The organism is Pseudoalteromonas citrea (genome assembly GCF_000238375.3).
Classification (GTDB): Bacteria; Pseudomonadota; Gammaproteobacteria; order Enterobacterales; family Alteromonadaceae; genus Pseudoalteromonas; species Pseudoalteromonas citrea.
On record NZ_AHBZ03000027.1, the window covers coordinates 732,456 to 750,955 of the forward strand.

At 40.2% G+C, this 18,500-nt stretch carries 12 protein-coding genes; 8 read left to right on the plus strand and 4 right to left on the minus strand.

Features of this window, described 5'->3' with window-relative positions; translation table 11 throughout:
* Positions 1–70: 70 nt before the first annotated feature.
* From PCIT_RS21165 to PCIT_RS21175, 3 genes are all read right to left on the minus strand, one after another.
* Positions 71–589, minus strand: coding sequence for a hypothetical protein (locus PCIT_RS21165; protein WP_010365312.1), 519 nt, complete (start codon positions 587–589; stop codon positions 71–73).
* 123 nt (positions 590–712) lie between these two features.
* Positions 713–2,761 (minus strand): ATP-binding protein, encoded by a 2,049-nt coding sequence (locus PCIT_RS21170; protein ID WP_021032354.1) that lies wholly within the window; start codon positions 2,759–2,761, stop codon positions 713–715.
* Positions 2,762–3,132: 371 nt separating this feature from the next.
* Complete coding sequence (locus tag PCIT_RS21175; RefSeq protein ID WP_010365308.1) at positions 3,133–4,737, minus strand: isocitrate lyase; 1,605 nt, start codon at positions 4,735–4,737, stop codon at positions 3,133–3,135.
* 224 nt (positions 4,738–4,961) lie between these two features.
* Here PCIT_RS21175 and PCIT_RS21180 point away from each other — a divergent pair, with 224 nt between their 5' ends.
* The 5 genes from PCIT_RS21180 to PCIT_RS21200 all read left to right on the plus strand — a co-directional run bounded on the left by PCIT_RS21180 (position 4,962) and on the right by PCIT_RS21200 (position 14,306).
* Positions 4,962–7,139 (plus strand): malate synthase G, encoded by a 2,178-nt coding sequence (locus PCIT_RS21180; protein WP_010365306.1) that lies wholly within the window; start codon positions 4,962–4,964, stop codon positions 7,137–7,139.
* A 216-nt stretch (positions 7,140–7,355) separates the two neighbouring features.
* Positions 7,356–9,377: a S9 family peptidase gene (locus PCIT_RS21185; RefSeq protein WP_010365305.1), complete on the plus strand. Its 2,022-nt coding sequence runs from the start codon at positions 7,356–7,358 to the stop codon at positions 9,375–9,377.
* 184 nt (positions 9,378–9,561) lie between these two features.
* The gene (locus tag PCIT_RS21190; protein ID WP_010365304.1) at positions 9,562–10,437 is read left to right on the plus strand and encodes a hypothetical protein; all 876 of its coding nucleotides are present in this window, start codon (positions 9,562–9,564) and stop codon (positions 10,435–10,437) included.
* A gap of 48 nt (positions 10,438–10,485) precedes the next feature.
* A complete protein-coding gene (locus PCIT_RS21195; protein WP_010365303.1) occupies positions 10,486–10,947 on the plus strand; it encodes a TlpA family protein disulfide reductase in 462 nt (153 codons plus the stop codon).
* Positions 10,948–11,171: 224 nt separating this feature from the next.
* Positions 11,172–14,306, plus strand: a complete 3,135-nt coding sequence (locus PCIT_RS21200) for a ligand-binding sensor domain-containing protein (protein ID WP_162144430.1) — start codon at positions 11,172–11,174, stop codon at positions 14,304–14,306.
* Between the two features lie 20 nt (positions 14,307–14,326).
* Here the strand turns inward: PCIT_RS21200 and PCIT_RS21205 are convergent, their stop codons facing one another.
* The gene (locus PCIT_RS21205) at positions 14,327–16,378 is read right to left on the minus strand and encodes a beta-propeller domain-containing protein (protein ID WP_010365300.1); all 2,052 of its coding nucleotides are present in this window, start codon (positions 16,376–16,378) and stop codon (positions 14,327–14,329) included.
* A 157-nt stretch (positions 16,379–16,535) separates the two neighbouring features.
* Here PCIT_RS21205 and PCIT_RS21210 point away from each other — a divergent pair, with 157 nt between their 5' ends.
* From PCIT_RS21210 to PCIT_RS21220, 3 genes are read left to right on the plus strand one after another with little or no spacing between them, the layout of a single operon-like run.
* Entirely contained in the window at positions 16,536–17,423 is an 888-nt protein-coding gene (locus PCIT_RS21210; RefSeq protein ID WP_010365298.1) for a MipA/OmpV family protein, read from the plus strand.
* Positions 17,413–17,808, plus strand: a complete 396-nt coding sequence (locus PCIT_RS21215) for a DUF3019 domain-containing protein (protein ID WP_010365296.1) — start codon at positions 17,413–17,415, stop codon at positions 17,806–17,808. The genes PCIT_RS21210 and PCIT_RS21215 overlap by 11 nt, the downstream gene beginning before the upstream one ends.
* The gene (locus PCIT_RS21220) at positions 17,808–18,497 is read left to right on the plus strand and encodes a response regulator (protein ID WP_010365294.1); all 690 of its coding nucleotides are present in this window, start codon (positions 17,808–17,810) and stop codon (positions 18,495–18,497) included. Before PCIT_RS21215 ends, PCIT_RS21220 begins: the two co-directional genes overlap by 1 nt.
* Positions 18,498–18,500: the final 3 nt, after the last annotated feature.

Consider the following 18,500-nt stretch of genomic DNA (forward strand, 5'->3'; position numbering starts at 1 on the left):
GTGATTTGAAGAATCGTCAACCCCCTTTACAAAAGGGGGTGAAGACATAGAGGAAGGTAAAGCTCAATAGTTAGGCGTGACTATTTGGGTTTTGACACTGTGCAAAGTTTCCTTTTCTAGGTGAGTCCACATATAAGTTAATGTATAGTTCGCTTTGGTTGATATCTAGCCATACCCGACTGTTCATCGGTGGGCACAAAGAGTGCTTAATATAACCTTCAAGTTCTTTTTCGCTCATTGATAGCTTTTGTGGAATACTAATAAAAATATTCACTTCGCCATCATCGAATTTAGCTCTTTTAAATTGCCAGCTACCCATCATAAATTGTTTTGAGAAATAACGAGATACTTTATTTTGGGCGTTTAAATCCAGCGTTGCACCTTGTGATTTTGTACTATCAGAAAAATACATCCATGCACTCGCAAGAATGATAAAAGCGCCTAATAGCATTGATATAAATGGTATGCTCAGCTTTTTACTTTTAGGTGTGTTTTTACGTGAACTTTTACGTAATGATTGCTTTTTTTGCTCTGTGCGTGATTCTACAATTTTAACCCAATCACCATGCTTAATTGTTCGCTGTGTCATAATTACCCTCCAAGATTCTATTTATCTATTACAGCAATACAATGTGGAAGAAAAATGAAGTAAAGTGTTTATTCTCGGGCTTTATAGCCCGAAACTGGTTGGATGAGTGCTATCAGTTTATGCCTAGTTTGTTGGTGTTATAGGTAATTTTATCCGTGCACATACCCCCCCTGCCTTACCATGATGTAAAGTTATTTCACCTTGTAGCGCATGGGTTAAACTTTCACATATAGATAGACCAAGGCCTGAACCGCCAAGCGCTCGACTACGAGATTTATCAATTCTATATAATCGTTCAAACAGCTTTGCCAGTTCGGTATCTGATACACCAGGTGATGTATCGTCTACTTGGATGAATACGTATTCGTTATTCACTCTAACTTTTAATCTGACATGTCCTGGGCTGTCTGTATATAAGCAGGCATTTTTAGCTAAGTTAGTAATAATTTGATCTAGCTTTTGTCTATCGGTCGTGAGTGTTGTTGCTGCGGGAATATCGATGTCAGCGATAAACCGCAAATTAGATTGTTCTGTGAGTGTTTTGATATCTGATATATAGTGCGCGGTAAGTGTACTCAGTTGAGACTCTTGCCATATTAAATGAATCGATTGGTTTTGCACTTGAGATAATTGATACACGTCAGAGATGAGATTGTTTAGTTGTGAAATTTTATTATTTATTTTGGTATAAGCCAGTGCTTTATCATCAAGTAAATTATGCTCGAGTGCTTCAATATGCAGTTGCAATACACTTAGAGGTGTCCTGAGTTCATGGGAGATATCAGCTAGCATTTCATCTTTTTGTTTCAGGTTGGTTTGATATAGACTTGCCTTATACTGAGCATTACGATGTTTTATGATGTATAAATATACGATGACCACACTAAATAATAAGATCATGATACATGCCAGTAACCATGTCTGTTTTTGTAATATCTGCTTTTCAAGTTCTACTTTCATGACCGCAGACTTTTTTTCTGTTTGCGCTAACTTTTGATATTGAACAAGTGCATTGACTTGCTGTTTGTATTGTTCTGTTGCACCTTGGTTTACTTCCTGATCTGCCAGCTTATGGATTTCAAAAGCGATAGATAGTTCATTGTAGGCGGCCTCATACTGGCCCTTTAGCATCATATATTTCGCGTTTGCGAAATATAGTTTTTCCTCCAGTATTTTATTTCTTATCGTGTTTATCAGTTGGCGTGCTTTAGGAATATATAGCGCCAATAATTCGGTGTTTTTCAATTCTATGTGAAGATTTATGAGATATAAGTAGGCGTATGCTTTTTGTATTGGTGATTGGGTTTTTAATGCATGATTTAAGCTTTTTTGGATTGAACTTAACGCCATGTGAGGGTTGTTCAGTTTAAGGTAGATTAAATGCAGAGTGTTATAAGCTCTTGATAGACTGACGTTGGCATTAAGTGGCTGTAGTATTTCTATGGCTTCAATAAATCGAGGGAGGGCTTGAGCATATTTTTTATTCTTGAAGGTGATCTCAGCAAGTCTAATTGCAGTTCCTGCAATATTTCGTATTTCTTTACTTTTTTTATCATTAAGCAGTGCTTTATTAAAAAAGTATTCGGCTTGTTCCAGGTTATGGATACGTGATGAAAGGTCTCCTAAATTAAAAAAGTTTGATGCTTTGATTTCCCAATTCGTCGTTGTTTTTAGCATGCTTTGCGCTTTTAAGTGATACTCCATTGAAAGAGCAACATTATTTTTCGTATCGTAGAGCGTGCCTAAGTTATTATAGGCTTGTCCAATGAGTGTCTTATCGTTTATCGCTTTTGCGAGCTTTAACGCTTTGAAGTAATGTTTCTCTGCAATATCTAGCTTATGACTTCTTCTATAATTGATCCCCAGCTCCTTAGTCACATCATACATAAAGGCCTTTGTTTGGTTATGTGTTAAGTTGATCTCATTCAGCTTTATGATTGCATCGTTGTACCTGTTTTGTTTTCTTAAAATTTTAGCAAACTTGAGCTTGATAGCATTTTCACTTTCATTCGCTTTATTACTGAGCTCAATGGTTTTTAACGCAATATGTGCTTTGTCTAATTGACCTTGAACAATTAACTCATCTACATCAGCCATAGTGACTAGCGCGAGAGTGGTGCTTGAAAAAACGAAAGACAAAGAGAGAGTAATTTTAGCTAAATAGTGTTTCATAATGCTTATTTGTATTGAAAACCGCGCACATTCTTGATGATTAATGTGGTTGAATTATGAAGCCTGTAAAGGGCCTTTACATATTGCATTTTGTGCAATTATTTTGTGGGTATTGGGGAGTCGGTTAGTAAAATCTTGTTTTATCAGTGCGAAGCGTTAGTAAAAATTTGATTTATAGCGGTGTCAAAGTTAGTAAAAATGTGCTCTGTGAGCCATTTTTGACTATTTATTGATGAAATTAGGGCTGTAAATTAGTACCCAGCGTTGCTTTTTTAGTGCGGCGCTTAATTTGCTAAAAGATAGTAAAAATATGATCCAACGTGTATTGAGGTGAAGGAAGAGCCTATTAGGCTCTTCACTAAACTGGCTTTTTAAAATTGATTCATAGTGTTAGCTGTTCCTCCAGCTTTTAAAGCATTCTCACCTGAGAAATACTCTTTGTGGGTATCCCCTATGTTAGACCCTGCAAGGTCTTGATGTTTGACCGATGCTTGTTCTCTACGGATCTCTTGGCGTTGCACATCTCTTACGTATGCGAGCATTCCTAGCTCACCAAAATAGCCCTCAGAAAGAATGTCAGTACTGAGTGCTGCTGTATGATAGGTGGGTAATGTGATCAAGTGATGGAAAATTCCCGCTTCTCGAGCTCCATCTTTTTGAAAGTTTTGGACTAACAAATCCGCTTCACGAGCAAGTTCTGTGTTATCTAATTCTGGGCTCATTAATGCTTTAGGATCGTTACTTGGGTCTGGGTAGTGACTTAAATCTTTTTGTTGTGCTTGCCACTGTGCATACACTTGCTCTCGGAATTTAAGTGTCCAGTTAAATGATGGTGAGTTGTTATAAACCAGTTTAGCATTCGGTACCTGCTCTTTAATGCTATTTACCAGCTCAGCTATTTGGCTTACATTCGGCTTTTCAGTTTCAATCCAAAGCAAGTCCGCACCAGATTGCAAACTAGTAACACAATCTAATATGACGCGTGCCTTTTCGGTTCCTTCTTTAAATTGATAAAGGCCATTATCTAAGCGAGTCGGCTTACAGAGCTGCCCATCAAGCTTTATTGCCATTTCTCCATCGTTTAGTTCATCTATGTTATCGATCGCTGTCGTTTCTAAAAATGCCGTATATTGGCTTGCGATATCTCCAGGTGTTTTTGAGACCGGAATTTTTTGCGTTAAGCTTGCGCCTAGAGAGTCAGTTCTTGCGACAATTATTCCTTCTTCTACACCGAGCTCTAAAAATGCATAACGAACGGCATTTATTTTTGCTAGAAAATCTTCGTGCGGTACGGTGACTTTTCCCGCTTGATGTCCGCATTGCTTAGCATCCGACACTTGATTCTCTATTTGAATGGCACATGCGCCCGCTTCAATCATTTTTTTAGCTAATAAGTAAGTTGCTTCTTCATTACCAAACCCGGCATCGATATCAGCTATGATAGGCACCACGTGGGTTTCAAAATTATCAATTCGAGCAATAATCTCTTGGGTGTCTTGGCCTTGGGATTTCGCATCATCTAGCTCGCGATATAAGTGGTCTAACTCTCGCGCGTCTGCTTGTTTTAAAAAAGTATAGATCTCTTCGATTAATGACGCGACAGATGTCTTTTCATGCATACTTTGATCTGGTAGTGGGCCAAATTCAGATCGCAGTGCAGCGACCATCCAGCCACTTAAATACACATAGGAGCGTTTGGTTGTTTTTTGATGCCTTTTTACCGCCATCATCATTTGTTGTGCTGTAAAACCATGCCAGCAACCGAGTGATTGAGTATATTGACTCTTATCAGCATCATACGCGGCCATATCTTGACGCATTATATTTGCTGTGTATTTCGCTATATCAAGACCCGTCTTAAACCTGTTTTGCAGACTCATTCTACTCGCAAACTCTGGATTGATAGACTGCCATGTTGAGTTGTTGCTCTGGCAAAGGGTTGTATAGTGATCTATTTTGGTTTGGTAGTTTTTCATGACGAGTTATCCTTCGAACGGTTAATTTATACGTTACGTTATGTGAGAGTGCACTCAGTGGTCTGACCCCGGTGCTTAATTAAACATTAGGCCTGTTCTCGTGATTTTTTAAATTTATAGTTGTTATTGTCACTATATATTTAGTGAATGTTAATTCGCTGTTCTAGTGGGGGGAATTTACGTTATGGTTACTTAAACCCGTTCAAGATAACTAGGATATAAATATGAGTACCATGGTCCAACAATCAGGCTTGTCGATAGATACAGCGCTCTTCAAATTTGTGAATCAGCAAGTACTTCCCGGTACCGGTATTCAACAATTGTCATTTTGGGAAGGATTCGCGGATCTTATCCACGATTTGTCTCCTATCAACCGAGATCTTTTGAATAAGCGACTGGATCTGCAAAAAAAGATTGATGAATATCATCGAGATAATCCGACATGGAATAGTAGTGAGTATCGGACATTTTTGCAGGAGATTGGCTATCTGGTCACGCCGCCGAAAGCATTTCGTATCGATACAGACAATGTTGACCCTGAAATTGCGCTGATGGCTGGCCCTCAATTGGTCGTACCGGTTAATAATGCGCGCTTTGCGTTGAATGCGGCGAATGCACGATGGGGATCTTTGTATGATGCTTTATATGGGACTGATGTTCTCTCACAGGGTGAAGGCGCAGAAAAAACCTTAGGGTATAACCCCGTGCGTGGGTTTAAAGTGATGGCGTTTGCGCGTCAGTTTCTTGATAGTGCTTTGCCTTTAATCAATGGTTCACATATTGAGAGTACAAATTATGCAGTGCTAAATGGTCAATTAATGGTGACATTGAACGATAGCCAGCATGTAACATTATGCGAACCTGAGCAGTTCATTGGTTACCAAGGTCAAGCGCAAAACCCATCCTCGCTGTTGTTTAAACATCATGATTTGCATATTGAAGTACAAATAGACTGCCATGATCCTATTGGTCAATCTGACAAAGCGGGCATAAAAGATGTTGTGTTGGAATCGGCACTGACCACTATTATGGATTGTGAAGATTCGGTCGCAGCCGTAGATGCTGATGACAAAGTCGCTGTATACAGTAATTGGCTTGGTTTAATGAAAGGGACGCTCACAGAGGAAGTAACAAAGCAAGGGCGCGTTTTTACACGTAGATTAAACGAGGATAAACACTTTACCGCCGTATCAGACCAGCAGATCACGTTGAAAGGTCGAAGCATGATGTTTGTGCGAAATGTAGGTCATTTAATGACAACCCCTGCAATTGTCGACCGTCATGGACAAGCCATATTTGAGGGGATCTTAGATGCGGTGATCACATCACTTTGTAGTTTGCATGACTTACACGACTTAGGTAAGTATAAAAACTCGGTTTCCAACAGTATTAATATTGTAAAACCTAAAATGCATGGTCCTGAAGAAGTTGCGTTTACGGCTCGATTATTTTCAAGGGTAGAGGAGTTATTATTGTTACCTCATAATACAATAAAAATGGGGATCATGGACGAAGAGCGGCGCACTTCCGTCAATCTTGCCGCTTGTATTGAGAAAGCGAAATCTAGAGTCGTGTTCATTAATACTGGGTTTTTAGATCGTACCGGCGATGAAATTCATACGTCTATGCTTGCTGGTGCTGTGTTGCCAAAGTCACGTATTAAGTCACAGCCATGGATATCGGCTTATGAGAATCGCAATGTCGATATAGGTTTGGCTTGCGGCTTTTCAGGTAAAGCGCAAATAGGTAAAGGTATGTGGCCAATGCCAGACAACATGGCGCTGATGATGGAACAAAAATTAGCGCACCCTGAGTCCGGCGCCAATACGGCTTGGGTGCCCTCCCCTACCGCTGCGACTTTACATGCTATGCATTACCACAAGGTCAATGTGTTTGACTTACAACAGCAAGTGAAGCGACGAGAAGAAGCTGCTCTATCTGATTTATTGACGCCTCCTTTATTACATGATCTACAATTGAGTAAGGAGGATATTCAAGCCGAACTTGATAACAATGCTCAAGGCATATTAGGTTATGTGGTACGTTGGGTCGATCAAGGCGTTGGTTGTTCAAAGGTACCTGATATTAACCATGTGGGGTTGATGGAGGACAGAGCAACTTTAAGAATATCTAGCCAACACATTACCAATTGGTTGGTGCATGGGATCTGTTCACCAGAGCAAGTGCATAGTACATTCTTAAAAATGGCTGAGGTAGTTGATGGGCAAAATCAAGATGATCCAAATTACAAGCCAATGATTGGAGGTGAGAATGGGTTACCTGCGAATTTAGCTTTTCAAGCCGCGCTTGCACTGGTATTTGAAGGGGCCGAACAGCCAAATGGTTATACTGAGCCTTTATTACATGATTTTCGTTTGAAGTTTAAGCAACGATGCCAATAGCTAAATAACGTAACTCATCAATGCGAATGTAAACCCCCATTACATTCGCATTTTATTTAATAGATGGAACGTTTTCACGTGTTGTCGCGCTCCCTGTCTGACTTCTTATATTATGGTCAAAAATGCATAACGACTCACTAAACGCAAACAGTTGACCCGGAGGTTTATATAGGCTCTTATGCTTTACATTCTCTGTATTATATTAAAGGAATTTTTATGAAGTTATCTTTGGTTGCATTAGGGCTTAGCTTGTTTGCAAGTTCGGCTTTATCTGCGCCCTCTTCGTTAACACTTAACGATGTGTTTGACTTAGAGTACGCGAATCAAGTTGAGTTTAGTGAAGACGGTAAAGTTATTTACTTTGTTAGAAACAGAATGGATATAAAAACAGATCGAAAAGTCAGTAATATTTGGTCGGTTAATGTGGAGTCAAATGATCTGGAGCCGGTTACCTCTGGTTTGCACATGGATTATGCCCCGGTTATATCACCTGATGGTAAGCGGTTGGCGTTTATCTCTACCCGTGATGGCAGCAGTCAAATCTACATGAAATGGCTGACATCAGGAGCTGTTGCAAAGATTAGTAACTTAACTCAGTCACCATCAAGTCTTACATGGACACCTGACGGCAAGCAGCTTGTTTTTTCTCAATTTGTACCTGCTAAACCTAAAGCTCCCGTGAGTTTACCTGGTAAGCCAAAAGGCGCTGAGTGGGCAAAGTCACCAGTATTTATAGATGATGTGTATTATCGTTCTGATGGTGCAGGTTATTTAAACCCGGGGTTTTCTCATTTATTTAAAATTGATGCTAACGGTGGTAATGCACAGCAGTTGACCTCGGGGGATTTTGATCATCGCGGTAATGTCAGTTTTGATAAAGAAGGAAAAGTACTTTATTTCAGTGCTAACAGACATAAAAACCATGCGTTAAAGCCCAGTAATACAGAAGTTTATACTTTGGATATGAAAAGCCATAGTATCGCAGCAGTAACGGATAGAAATGGTCCTGATTGGTCACCTAAGATTTCTCCGAACGGCCGCATGCTGGCTTACATTGGCTTTGATGATAAACGCATGAACTACGAAAATGCGGATATTTATGTTCGCAACCTCGAAAGTGGTGAAACTAAGGTGATCACAGGCTCCTTGGATCGAAGTGTTGAGAGTATCCAGTGGGATAAAAAAAGCCGAGGTGTCTATTTTAGCTATGACTCGCAGGGAAAAACAACCGTCGCGCATCAACCTTTGAAAGGAAAAAGTAAAGTCTTGACTGACGCAGTAGGCAGCGTCGCTTTTGGCAGACCTTATTCCGGCGGTAGTTATGATATTAGTCCTCGAGGTGAGGTTGCTTTTACGCTCGCTGACACTCAAAAACCAGCTGATATTGCGCTTGTGAAACGGGGCAAGCCGATCAAGCTTACTGACTTAAATAATGATGCATTAAGTAATAAATCATTGGGTAAAGTTGAAGAAATATGGGTTAAATCAAAGCATGATCAATTAGATATTCAAGGTTGGGTTGTTTATCCGCCAGGGTTTGATAAGTCTAAGAAGTACCCACTTGTGTTAGAGATTCATGGAGGGCCAGTCGCTAATTATGGGCCTCATTTTAGTGCTGAAGCGCAGCTATTTGCCGCAAAAGGTAATGTGGTTTTATATATGAACCCACGAGGTAGTGACTCATATGGCAAGGCGTTTGCGCAAACGATCCATCATAATTACCCAAGTAATGACTTTGATGACCTAATGACAGGCGTCGACGCTTTAGTGGAAAAAGGTTTTATCGATGAGAAACGCTTGTATGTGACAGGTGGTTCAGGTGGGGGTGTATTGACTGCATGGATTGTTGGTCATACAGATCGTTTTGCCGCCGCTGTTGTGGCAAAGCCTGTAATTAATTGGTATAGCTTTGTGCTAACCGCGGATTACTATCCATTTTTTGCTGACTATTGGTTCCCAGGGAAGCCATGGGAGCATATGGAGCATTATATGAAGCGCTCTCCTATCAGCTATGTGGGTAATGTGACGACACCGACGATGTTGCTTACTGGGGACGCTGATTATCGTACGCCTATTTCAGAAACAGAGCAATATTATCAAGCTTTAAAGTTACAAGGCGTTGATACTGCGATGGTGCGTATTCCAGATGCCTCACATGGGATCACTGCTAGACCTTCAAATCTTATGAATAAAGTTGCTTATATTCAATGGTGGTTTGATAAACACTCCGAAAAATAGACAACCAGCTTAGCGTTATAAAAGCCTGCTGTAATGAGCGGGCTTTTTTATTGTATACATACCGCTTGTATGGGGTTGAAGTGCGCGTGAATCACTTTATTGCATGTTTTAGTATACAATAAAGGAAGCTGAGAGCATTTTATGAGGTATAAGATGAACGTATTACGTTTATTTTTGGAGCGCTATGAAGTTAGTTGATAAGGTTAGCTCTTATAATATGGTTGTGTTATTGATCTGCTTGCTCTGCAATGTGGCTATGGCTCAGTCACTACGTATTTATATTGATGATGAAAAAGATTTATTAGTATTTACGGGTAAAGTTGCGCCAGTCAATATCGCAGGGGCAACTAATAATATGTTGTTGAATGCGATTGGCGAGCATCCGATTGAATTTGTGCCATCGAGCTATAAACGTGCCTTACGGATCATGTCTCAGCAGCCTCATCCCACCTGTTTGTTTAATAAGGTAAAAACACCTGAACGCGAAGCTAACTTTTTATTTAGCCGACCAATTAACCTGTATTTAAGTCGCCGTTTATACATACATAGTCATGCGGACCCTTTGGATGAAGCATTACTTGATAAGTTTGGACACGTTAAGTCATTATCTTTGCTTTTTGAGACGTATAAAAAGAAGTTGATTGTTATCGCTGGTACCTTTTCATATGGGCCATTTTTGGATAAGCAATTAGCACAAGTAAGCAGTGAAAATAAGGTGATCAGAGAAGGCAGCAATCATTATGATACCGTGTATCGTATGTTTAACTTGAGACGCGTAGACTTTTTGTTAGCCTACCCTGCTGAAATATATCGACATGTAAAAATTGATAAAGCGGAATATCAGTCTTACAGAATGGCCAATTCACCTGAGTATATTTTAGGTCATATGATGTGTAACGACACTAAGGTGAGTCGTGCGTTTATTGCTAAAGTGAATGACATAATGGTGAAGTTATATAAGCAAGAACAGTTTATTGACGCGCACTTACTGTATTTGCCAGAAGAAGAGCACGATATTACTCGGCAATATATAGATACATTAAAAAATAACAGCGAGTAAAATTGAGAATACTTTTGCCGTTCAGACTAGTTTAAATATGAGGGAAATATGCGAAACGTTATAGGGTATGGTCTTTTTTTCTTAATGAGTTTATGTGTTTCAGCCCATGCTAAAGTGCCAGAAGTACAATTACAGTTGCTACTACAACAGCATAGAGGGCAAATTGTCTATGTCGACTTCTGGGCATCGTGGTGTGCGCCTTGTAAGCATGCGTTTATATGGATGAACACACTTGATAAAAAGTTTGATGGTAAAGTGCAAGTCGTGGCTGTAAATATGGATGCGGATAAAACGGATGCACTGGCTTTTTTAAACGCGAACCCTGCCGACTTTCCCGTTATTTATAACCCCTCTATGAGTATTGGTAGGGCTCATAAACTCAAAGGTATGCCAAGTAGTATTATTTATGACAAACAGGGTAATAAAGTGGCGCAATTTGCTGGCTTTAATGAAGAGAAAATGTTGCGTTATGAAGCCATATTGGCTGAGTTAATCAAGCAAAGACAGTAAACTCACTCGTATATATTCACATAAATATTTGAAGTACCGAAGACATTACGCTATAACACCTCAATGATACTTATTATTTTTTGGAAATGTATTTGCACCGCTGTCTGAGTTTGTTTTACTGTTGTTTCCTTGCCTCATTTAGTTGTTTATCTCAACACCAACTCCCCTCGACATCAAATACAGTTTCTCCTGTTTATATAGGCAAAGCGCTGTGGCAGCCTTTGTTGAGTACCACTCTACCGAATGGCACTCCTACTCTAAAAAAATCAACTTCCGCGAATTTAGGCGATTTTCAACCGTTAGATTTCACCTCGAGTGGCCGTGTTCAAATAATGGCAAAGCCAACGGACTGGCAGTCTTTTGCATCCGAGCTAGTTGTGTCAGGGAGTATTGTAAACACTCCTTGGAAAGCGGTTAAACCGGCGCAATATGAGCTGAATGTTCAATCAGATGTGCGACACTTTTCGATACGTCAAGGCTTGCCGACAGGCTCGGTATATAGTGTTTTTGAAGATGCCGACAATATGCTCTGGTTAGGTACTAATGGAGAAGGTGCTTGCCAATATGCTGGAAACTATTTGCGTTGTTTCACGAGTCAACATGGCTTAAATAATAATCGGGTATGGGATATTGCTCGCAGCGACAATGGTCACTTTTGGTTCGCGACAGACCAAGGGATAAGCGTTCTCAAAGGTCAATCAATGTACCAAGTGTATCGAGGTGATACTCTGTTTGATACTAAAGTGAACGATATACTACATGTTAAAGACAGTGCTTTCATTGCAACGGACAATGGGCTATATGTGATCTCCAGTGGGGTGCTCTCTAAATTAGAAAGCGATATAACGCTTAAAGTGAATCAACTGGCACTAAATGGAGAGTCCAATATTTGGTTGGCCACTGACTCTGGTCTATACACGCTTAAAGATTCGATTTTACAGCACATTCATTTTTCCTCGTCTGCGTGTCAAGGCCCTGTTGCTGCATTAGTGCCTACCAGTGAGCGTTTATGGCTTGGAGTAACAGGTCGTGGTGTATGTAATCTTGACTTAAATAATTACAACGAGATCTCGATATCGGGTATTAGAATGCCGAATATTCAGACTCTCGCTTATGAACAAGGCAATGATGTACTGTGGGTTGGAGATGATAGCAAAGGGGTTATTGGTATTTCTGGTGGTGCGGCGTATGTGCTAGATAAAAGCAATGGTCTTAGCGATCATCACATTAGAGATATTACGTTAGGCAATGACAATATTATTTGGGTCGCGACCTATGGAGGCGGTGTTAACCGTATTAGGCAGGGGGGCTTTGAATTAATAACTCAGCGCAATGGGCTTTTAAACGAGCGAGTAAGCGCGCTTGCTGAGTTTGATAAACAATTATGGCTAGGCCAATATGGTGCAGGGATCCAAGTATTAAAAAATGGCCAATGGTATACACCGCATACTACATTAGCGAATGAGTATATCCATGCTTTGGAGCGGGATAGACATGGGCGTGTTTGGGTTGGAACCCGTGCAGGCTTACTAATTCTGGGCAATGATGAAAGTAAGCATTTACATTATAAGCAAGGGTTTGATGCGAATATCGTACATCAGTTTGCGCTAGGCAAAGATGAGTGCATGTATTTGGCAACGCAAACGGGTGCTATGCGTGCCTGTGAGGGGCGGTTTGAAAAGCTACTATTGGCTCAAGAAACGTATGTGATCAGTATTTTTGAAGACAGTGCTGGGCGGCTTTGGTTTGTCACAAATGGTCAAGGTCTCTATTATATTGAAGATGGTATGTTATTTAAGATTTCTGAAAATGAAGGTCTACCGAGTAACTGGGCATATAGTATTACTGAAGCATCTGGAAACACTGTATTAGTGGGGACCCGTCAAGGCGTGTTTGCTATGAAAAAAGGAGTAAACGAATGGAGTACAGTACACTTTAATGTCAAAGATGGCCTCAGTAATAACATTGTGTTGTCGTTGTTTATCGATGATAAACAACTTTGGATAGGCACTGAACGTGGCATAAATTCACTGGCACTTTCAGCGTTATTTTCTTCTTCAGATCCCATAGAGCCTGTAAAATATACCCATGAAAATGGCTATATTGCCATTGATAGTACTTTAAATACCGCTGATAAAATAAACGACACTATTTATTGGGGATCGAGTTATGGTGTCGCCTATTTTAATGCTGATAACTTGATGTTGCCTGTAAACACTACCGTGAGCTTATTAAATGTAAGTGTTAGTCAAGGAAATACGCCTCACCCGCAGTTCGTTTCACTTTATAAGCAAATGGCGACATTGCCTGCGACAACTTTTCAACTACGTTTTCAATATAGCGCTCAAGAATCAGGGAATCCTGAGCGGGTAATGTACCAAACTCGTTTAGTTGGTGTGAGTGACTATTGGAGTGAACCATCAAATCAAAGTGAAATTACTTATACACAATTAGCCGCTGGCGAGTATGAATTTCAGGTGCGAGCATCCGCACCTTACGGAGCCGATGACTATACCTCTTTCTCTTTTATTATCTTGCCCCCTTGGTGGCAAACATGGTGGGCTTATACCTTAGCTTTATTTGTGCTAATTACGGCAATTTATAGTGTTTTAAAGTGGCGATTTGAGTTTTTACAAAAGCAACAGAGAATTCGTGATCGTGCGGAATTTTCCGAAGCATTGTTACAGCGAAAGAAGCAACTTCTGGCTGAGGTGTCACATGAGATAAGAACGCCGTTGAGTGTATTAAAGATGCAAATTGAAGGGTTAGAATACAACTTAATAGAAAACACAGAAAAAACATATGAACTGCTGCATCGCCGGATAAGTGACATCAATCATATGATAGCGGATATTGATCAGCTCGCGATGACTGAATTGTCAGAGCTAAGTTTAAATATTATGCCAATGGATGCTGTAATATGGTTAAATAGTTGGGTATTAGACGCACAAAACCGAGTGAATCAAACAGCAGATGGTCAATTTGATTATATACTCGATTTACCTTCGAGCTTAATGGTTGATGCTGATAAGGAGCGGTTAACACAGGTACTTAATAATGTTTTGTCTAATAGTTTGCGCTATAGCGCCCCACCGATTGTGATTGAATGTAAAGTCACCTACTCTGAAACGCACTATATGATTTCTTTGAGTGATAGTGCGCCTGGTGTTTCTGAAGAAGAGTTAGCCTTGATATTTTCACGTTTGTATCAAAGTGAGCGTAACAAATCGCTGTTCAAAGGAGGAACAGGTCTTGGTTTAGCAATTAGTGAAGATCTGGTTAATCGACATGGCGGCGTTATTGAAGCATTTCATAGCCATCTCGGTGGCGTGGCAGTGAATATTACGTTACCGCGATAATATTCACTGCTCAGTATTAATTAAAGTGGCCCAGTGTTCTGCGAAGGGGTTTGCCAAAGGCTATACCATGTGTAATTACCATGAACATAATAAATGTGATCATCTTGCAACACGGCACGGTCATCGTTGCCATGTATAAGCGGTAAATTATATATATTGGGCGCATCATATTTAATACCACTATCACCAATATGACTGAGTGCTTTTGTCTCTGTATTTATTTCAAACAAAGCAAGTTGGTTGCGCTTGGTCCACTGGTAACTTTTCGGATCAATGCCTGTTTGTTCCCACTTTTCAAGAGGCATACTAAATTTGTGGAGCTGAGGTTGAGTTTGCAAAAAACTCAGAGCGCGATAATTATACTCAGCAGGTGTATAGGCATCAGGAAATACTTTACTACTTAGCTGAGTGGGCGCGGTTATATCGCTAACATCAAATAAGCTAACTTTAGCGCCTTGTGTTAAGTTTGCAGGCTCTGTGCTATTTATGTCCTCAACTTCTTGGCCAATACCTAGCAATAAGCTCTCACTGATTGGATGAAGGTAAGCAGAGTAACCTGGCACTTCCAGTGCTCCTGCGATATAAGGGGCAGCTGGTGTTGTCAGGTTAATGACATAAAGCGGGTCGGTTTGTTGAAATGTGACAACATAGGCGAGGTCATTGAAAAACCGGACAGCGTAAATATCTTCATCAACAACCCCTGATACACTATTGATTTTACCGATTGGCGTGGTATTCGTTTGGTTAGGCAACTCAGCAATACTGGTCAGTTCAGTGCCTTCTTGAGCAAGAACGTGAAGTTTATGTTGGAATCCTTCAAGGAAGTCGCCACTAGATGTAACAACACGTAAGTGATCATTGTATTCACTAAACCTGAGGTTTTTCAAGTTCTGACCAAAGTGCCCTGAAATTGTTCCGCTGGCGACATAGTTGAATGTTTGCGTATCAAATTTAAATTTATGAATGACCGAATTGATGTTTTTTTCTTCGTAATGCGTGCTGTAAGTATAGAGCGCATTTTTTGAAGCATAAATACCTTCTATCTCAGTATTCACACATACCGTGTTGTGTTGTGTTGGGTTGCTTAATGAAATGCGTGTAATAGACATAATTGCATCATAGCCAGTCACCTGTGATGCACTTTGTGAGATGTAGCAATCATTAGTATCAAATAGGGCCTGTGTTTGGTTGGTATCTGTTCGCGTAATTGAGGGGATCAAATGCCTAATATCTGTTTCGGCTAAAGCTTGGTAGTTTTTAAGCTGTGTCTGGGTATCTGAATTACTCAGATCAAAGTTAGAATAAGTTGGTCTAAAATTACTGACGATATAAAGCGTGCCATCTATGATGCGGCTATCAATTAACGCACCATCAATTGTATATTGCTGCGAAATATTTGCTTGTTCTGGGGTGGTTATATCAGCAAAGCTTATTTCAAACTGGGGGATATCTTGCGCGATGAACGACTCATTAGATGTGGTTTGTGTTCTTAACGGTTCTATAGTTAGAGCACCACCAATAGAAAACCAACCAGGCTGTGAGTTGATTGAAACTAATGTATTTTGCTCAAGGTACAAATTTTGTTCTGAGTACTCAGTATGCGATGTTGGTAAGTCTTTTACTGACTCTAGCATACCACTCTCTGTTCGCTTGAGTATACGAATGTAATGCGGTTGCGGGTTGTCTATTTGTGGTACTAGATCGTTATTGCTATTCGCTGCGATATATAGGTAGTTACCGTCATATTTGACTCTATCCGCTTCGTGGACGTCTTGCTCTTGTTGATTTGTGGTTGAAAACGAGGTTGATGCATTGACTGAGTCACTTTGGTTGTTATGCTCTAATCTGGTATCAATAGGCTGATGGTAGCGCATAAAAATACCATTTTTTAAATGGGTAGTAAATTGACTGTTTGTTACTTTTTCTAATGGCGCTGTTGAAACGCTGATCCCTGTAAAGTTGGGTAATGTTGCAGCTTTCTGTGTGTCAGCTGTATTTGCCTGTTCATTATTTCCACCACACCCACTTAATATAGTGAGTGCTGCAATTCCGAGTAGATGTTTATGATACATAATACGGTTCCTTGAGTGAATAGCTGGAAATATACTTTACAAAATGCTCCCAAAATAACTGTTACCTTTGCCGTGCGAATTGTTATTTAATGTAACTCTTTCTGGTAAATCCCACACACAATGTTAAATTAGCTGCTGTATTATAAGGAGCTGTAAATTGAAATATCTTTTTGCAATGGCAGCATTGTTCTTCTCCCTATTTTGTATTGCTGAAGAACCGCTATGCCAACATAATAATGACAATTGTATTGGTGTCGGTCAGTGGCAAGTATCAGTCGCCGTGGGGGCTGGGGTATTAACAAACCCATTATCTGGCGGAGATAACTTACCCTTGTTAGTGGTACCGTATGTGAGTTATTACCGCGATAAGTTTTTTTTAGAAAATACCACGATGGGTTATACATTCGCAGAGTCGACAGATTTTGATTTGAGTGTTATTACGGAGCCTAACACTGAGCAAGCTTTTTTTGAGCGGTTCCATATCCGTAACCTGATTGCTCCTGGAACGTATGGTACAACAGAGGGCAATATTGTTAGCGAAAGCGATGTTACTGTTCCTGTGACGCCAGAGCGCGTTGTATCGATTGATGATATTGCGAAACGAAGGTGGGCATTAGATTCGGGGCTGTTAGGGCACTGGTACTTAAGTGAAAACAGCAAAGTATCATTACAGTGGTTACATGATATTTCTGGTACATATCAAGGGAGTCATGTAAAGGCTGCTTATCATTATCAAATGAAGCCGCTGGAAAATGTACCCATCAAGTTACATTTGATGGCGGGCGTACATTGGAAAGATGGTAGTTTAGTGAATTATTATTACGGATTACATGAACGAGATGGGGTTGATGAGTCTCTATTCTATTCTGGGGAAAGTGTTTTAACGCCTGTTGTTGGCGCAACAATTAATTATAAACTTTCAGATGATTGGGTTGTAAAACTGAGTATGAAACGTCAGTTTTTGGGGTCCGGAATTAAAAACAGCCCCTTGATTGAGAAAAGTCATGTGACGTATTTATTTGTAGGGGGGGTGTATGCATTTTAATCCCATTTACCTCTTTAGCCTAAGTATTTTATTACCGCACAGTGTATTTGCCCAATCACATAAAACTCAACAAGCTTCCCTGCAAATCAAGCCCTTAACCTGTGTTGTGCGCCAATTAGGGGAGCCATGTCAAATGACCGTAAATATTCAGTGGAAAAATCAGAATCAAATAGACGCTTGTTTATATCAAGAAAAAAATAAGCTGCGGTGTTGGCAGCAAACAGATAAAGTAAAAGAGCAGTTACAGATAACGCTTGCACAAAGTATGCGTTTTAGCTTGTTAGATTTGCAAGGCTCGTTACTTGCTACACAGACAGTTAAAGTTAATGCTGCTGTGAGCAAGCGTTATCGTAGAAAATTAAAAACAGATTGGAGTTTCTTTTAATGGCCCATATTATGTTGGTAGAAGACGATGAGCGTCTTGCAACCCTAACCTCACAGTTTCTGCAAAGTAACGAATTTACAGTCACAATTGTCAATGATGGGGCCGATGCTGTAGAAGCTATCGTTAGCAAACAGCCAGATATTGTTGTGTTAGATATTATGTTGCCTAATCAAGATGGATTTAGCATTTGTCGTGCTGTTCGACCCCATTATAATGGGCCTGTATTATTTCTAACGGCCAAAGACAGTGACTTTGATCAGGTTAAAGGGCTAGAGATTGGTGCTGATGATTATGTCATAAAACCGGTTGAGCCTTACGTATTACTTGCTCGAGTTAATGCATTATTACGACGCAACTTTGGTGCTGCGCAAAGCGGTGACAATTTGGAATTAGGTCAGTTAAGAATTGATAAGGCTGACAGAACCGTTCAGTTAGCAGGTGATGAGGTTGAGTTAACCAGTTATGAGTTCGACCTACTGTGGGCACTTGCTAGCAATGCAGGTGAGACTCAAAGCAGAGAATATATTTATAAACATGTTGTTGGCCGTGAGTATGATGGCTTGGATCGCAGTGTCGATGTGCGCATATCGAGGCTTCGGAAAAAGCTGGGTGATAATCCAGAACAACCTTTTAGGCTCATCACTGTGTGGGGTAAAGGGTATTTATGTTCAAAGTCAGCTTGGGAATAAATT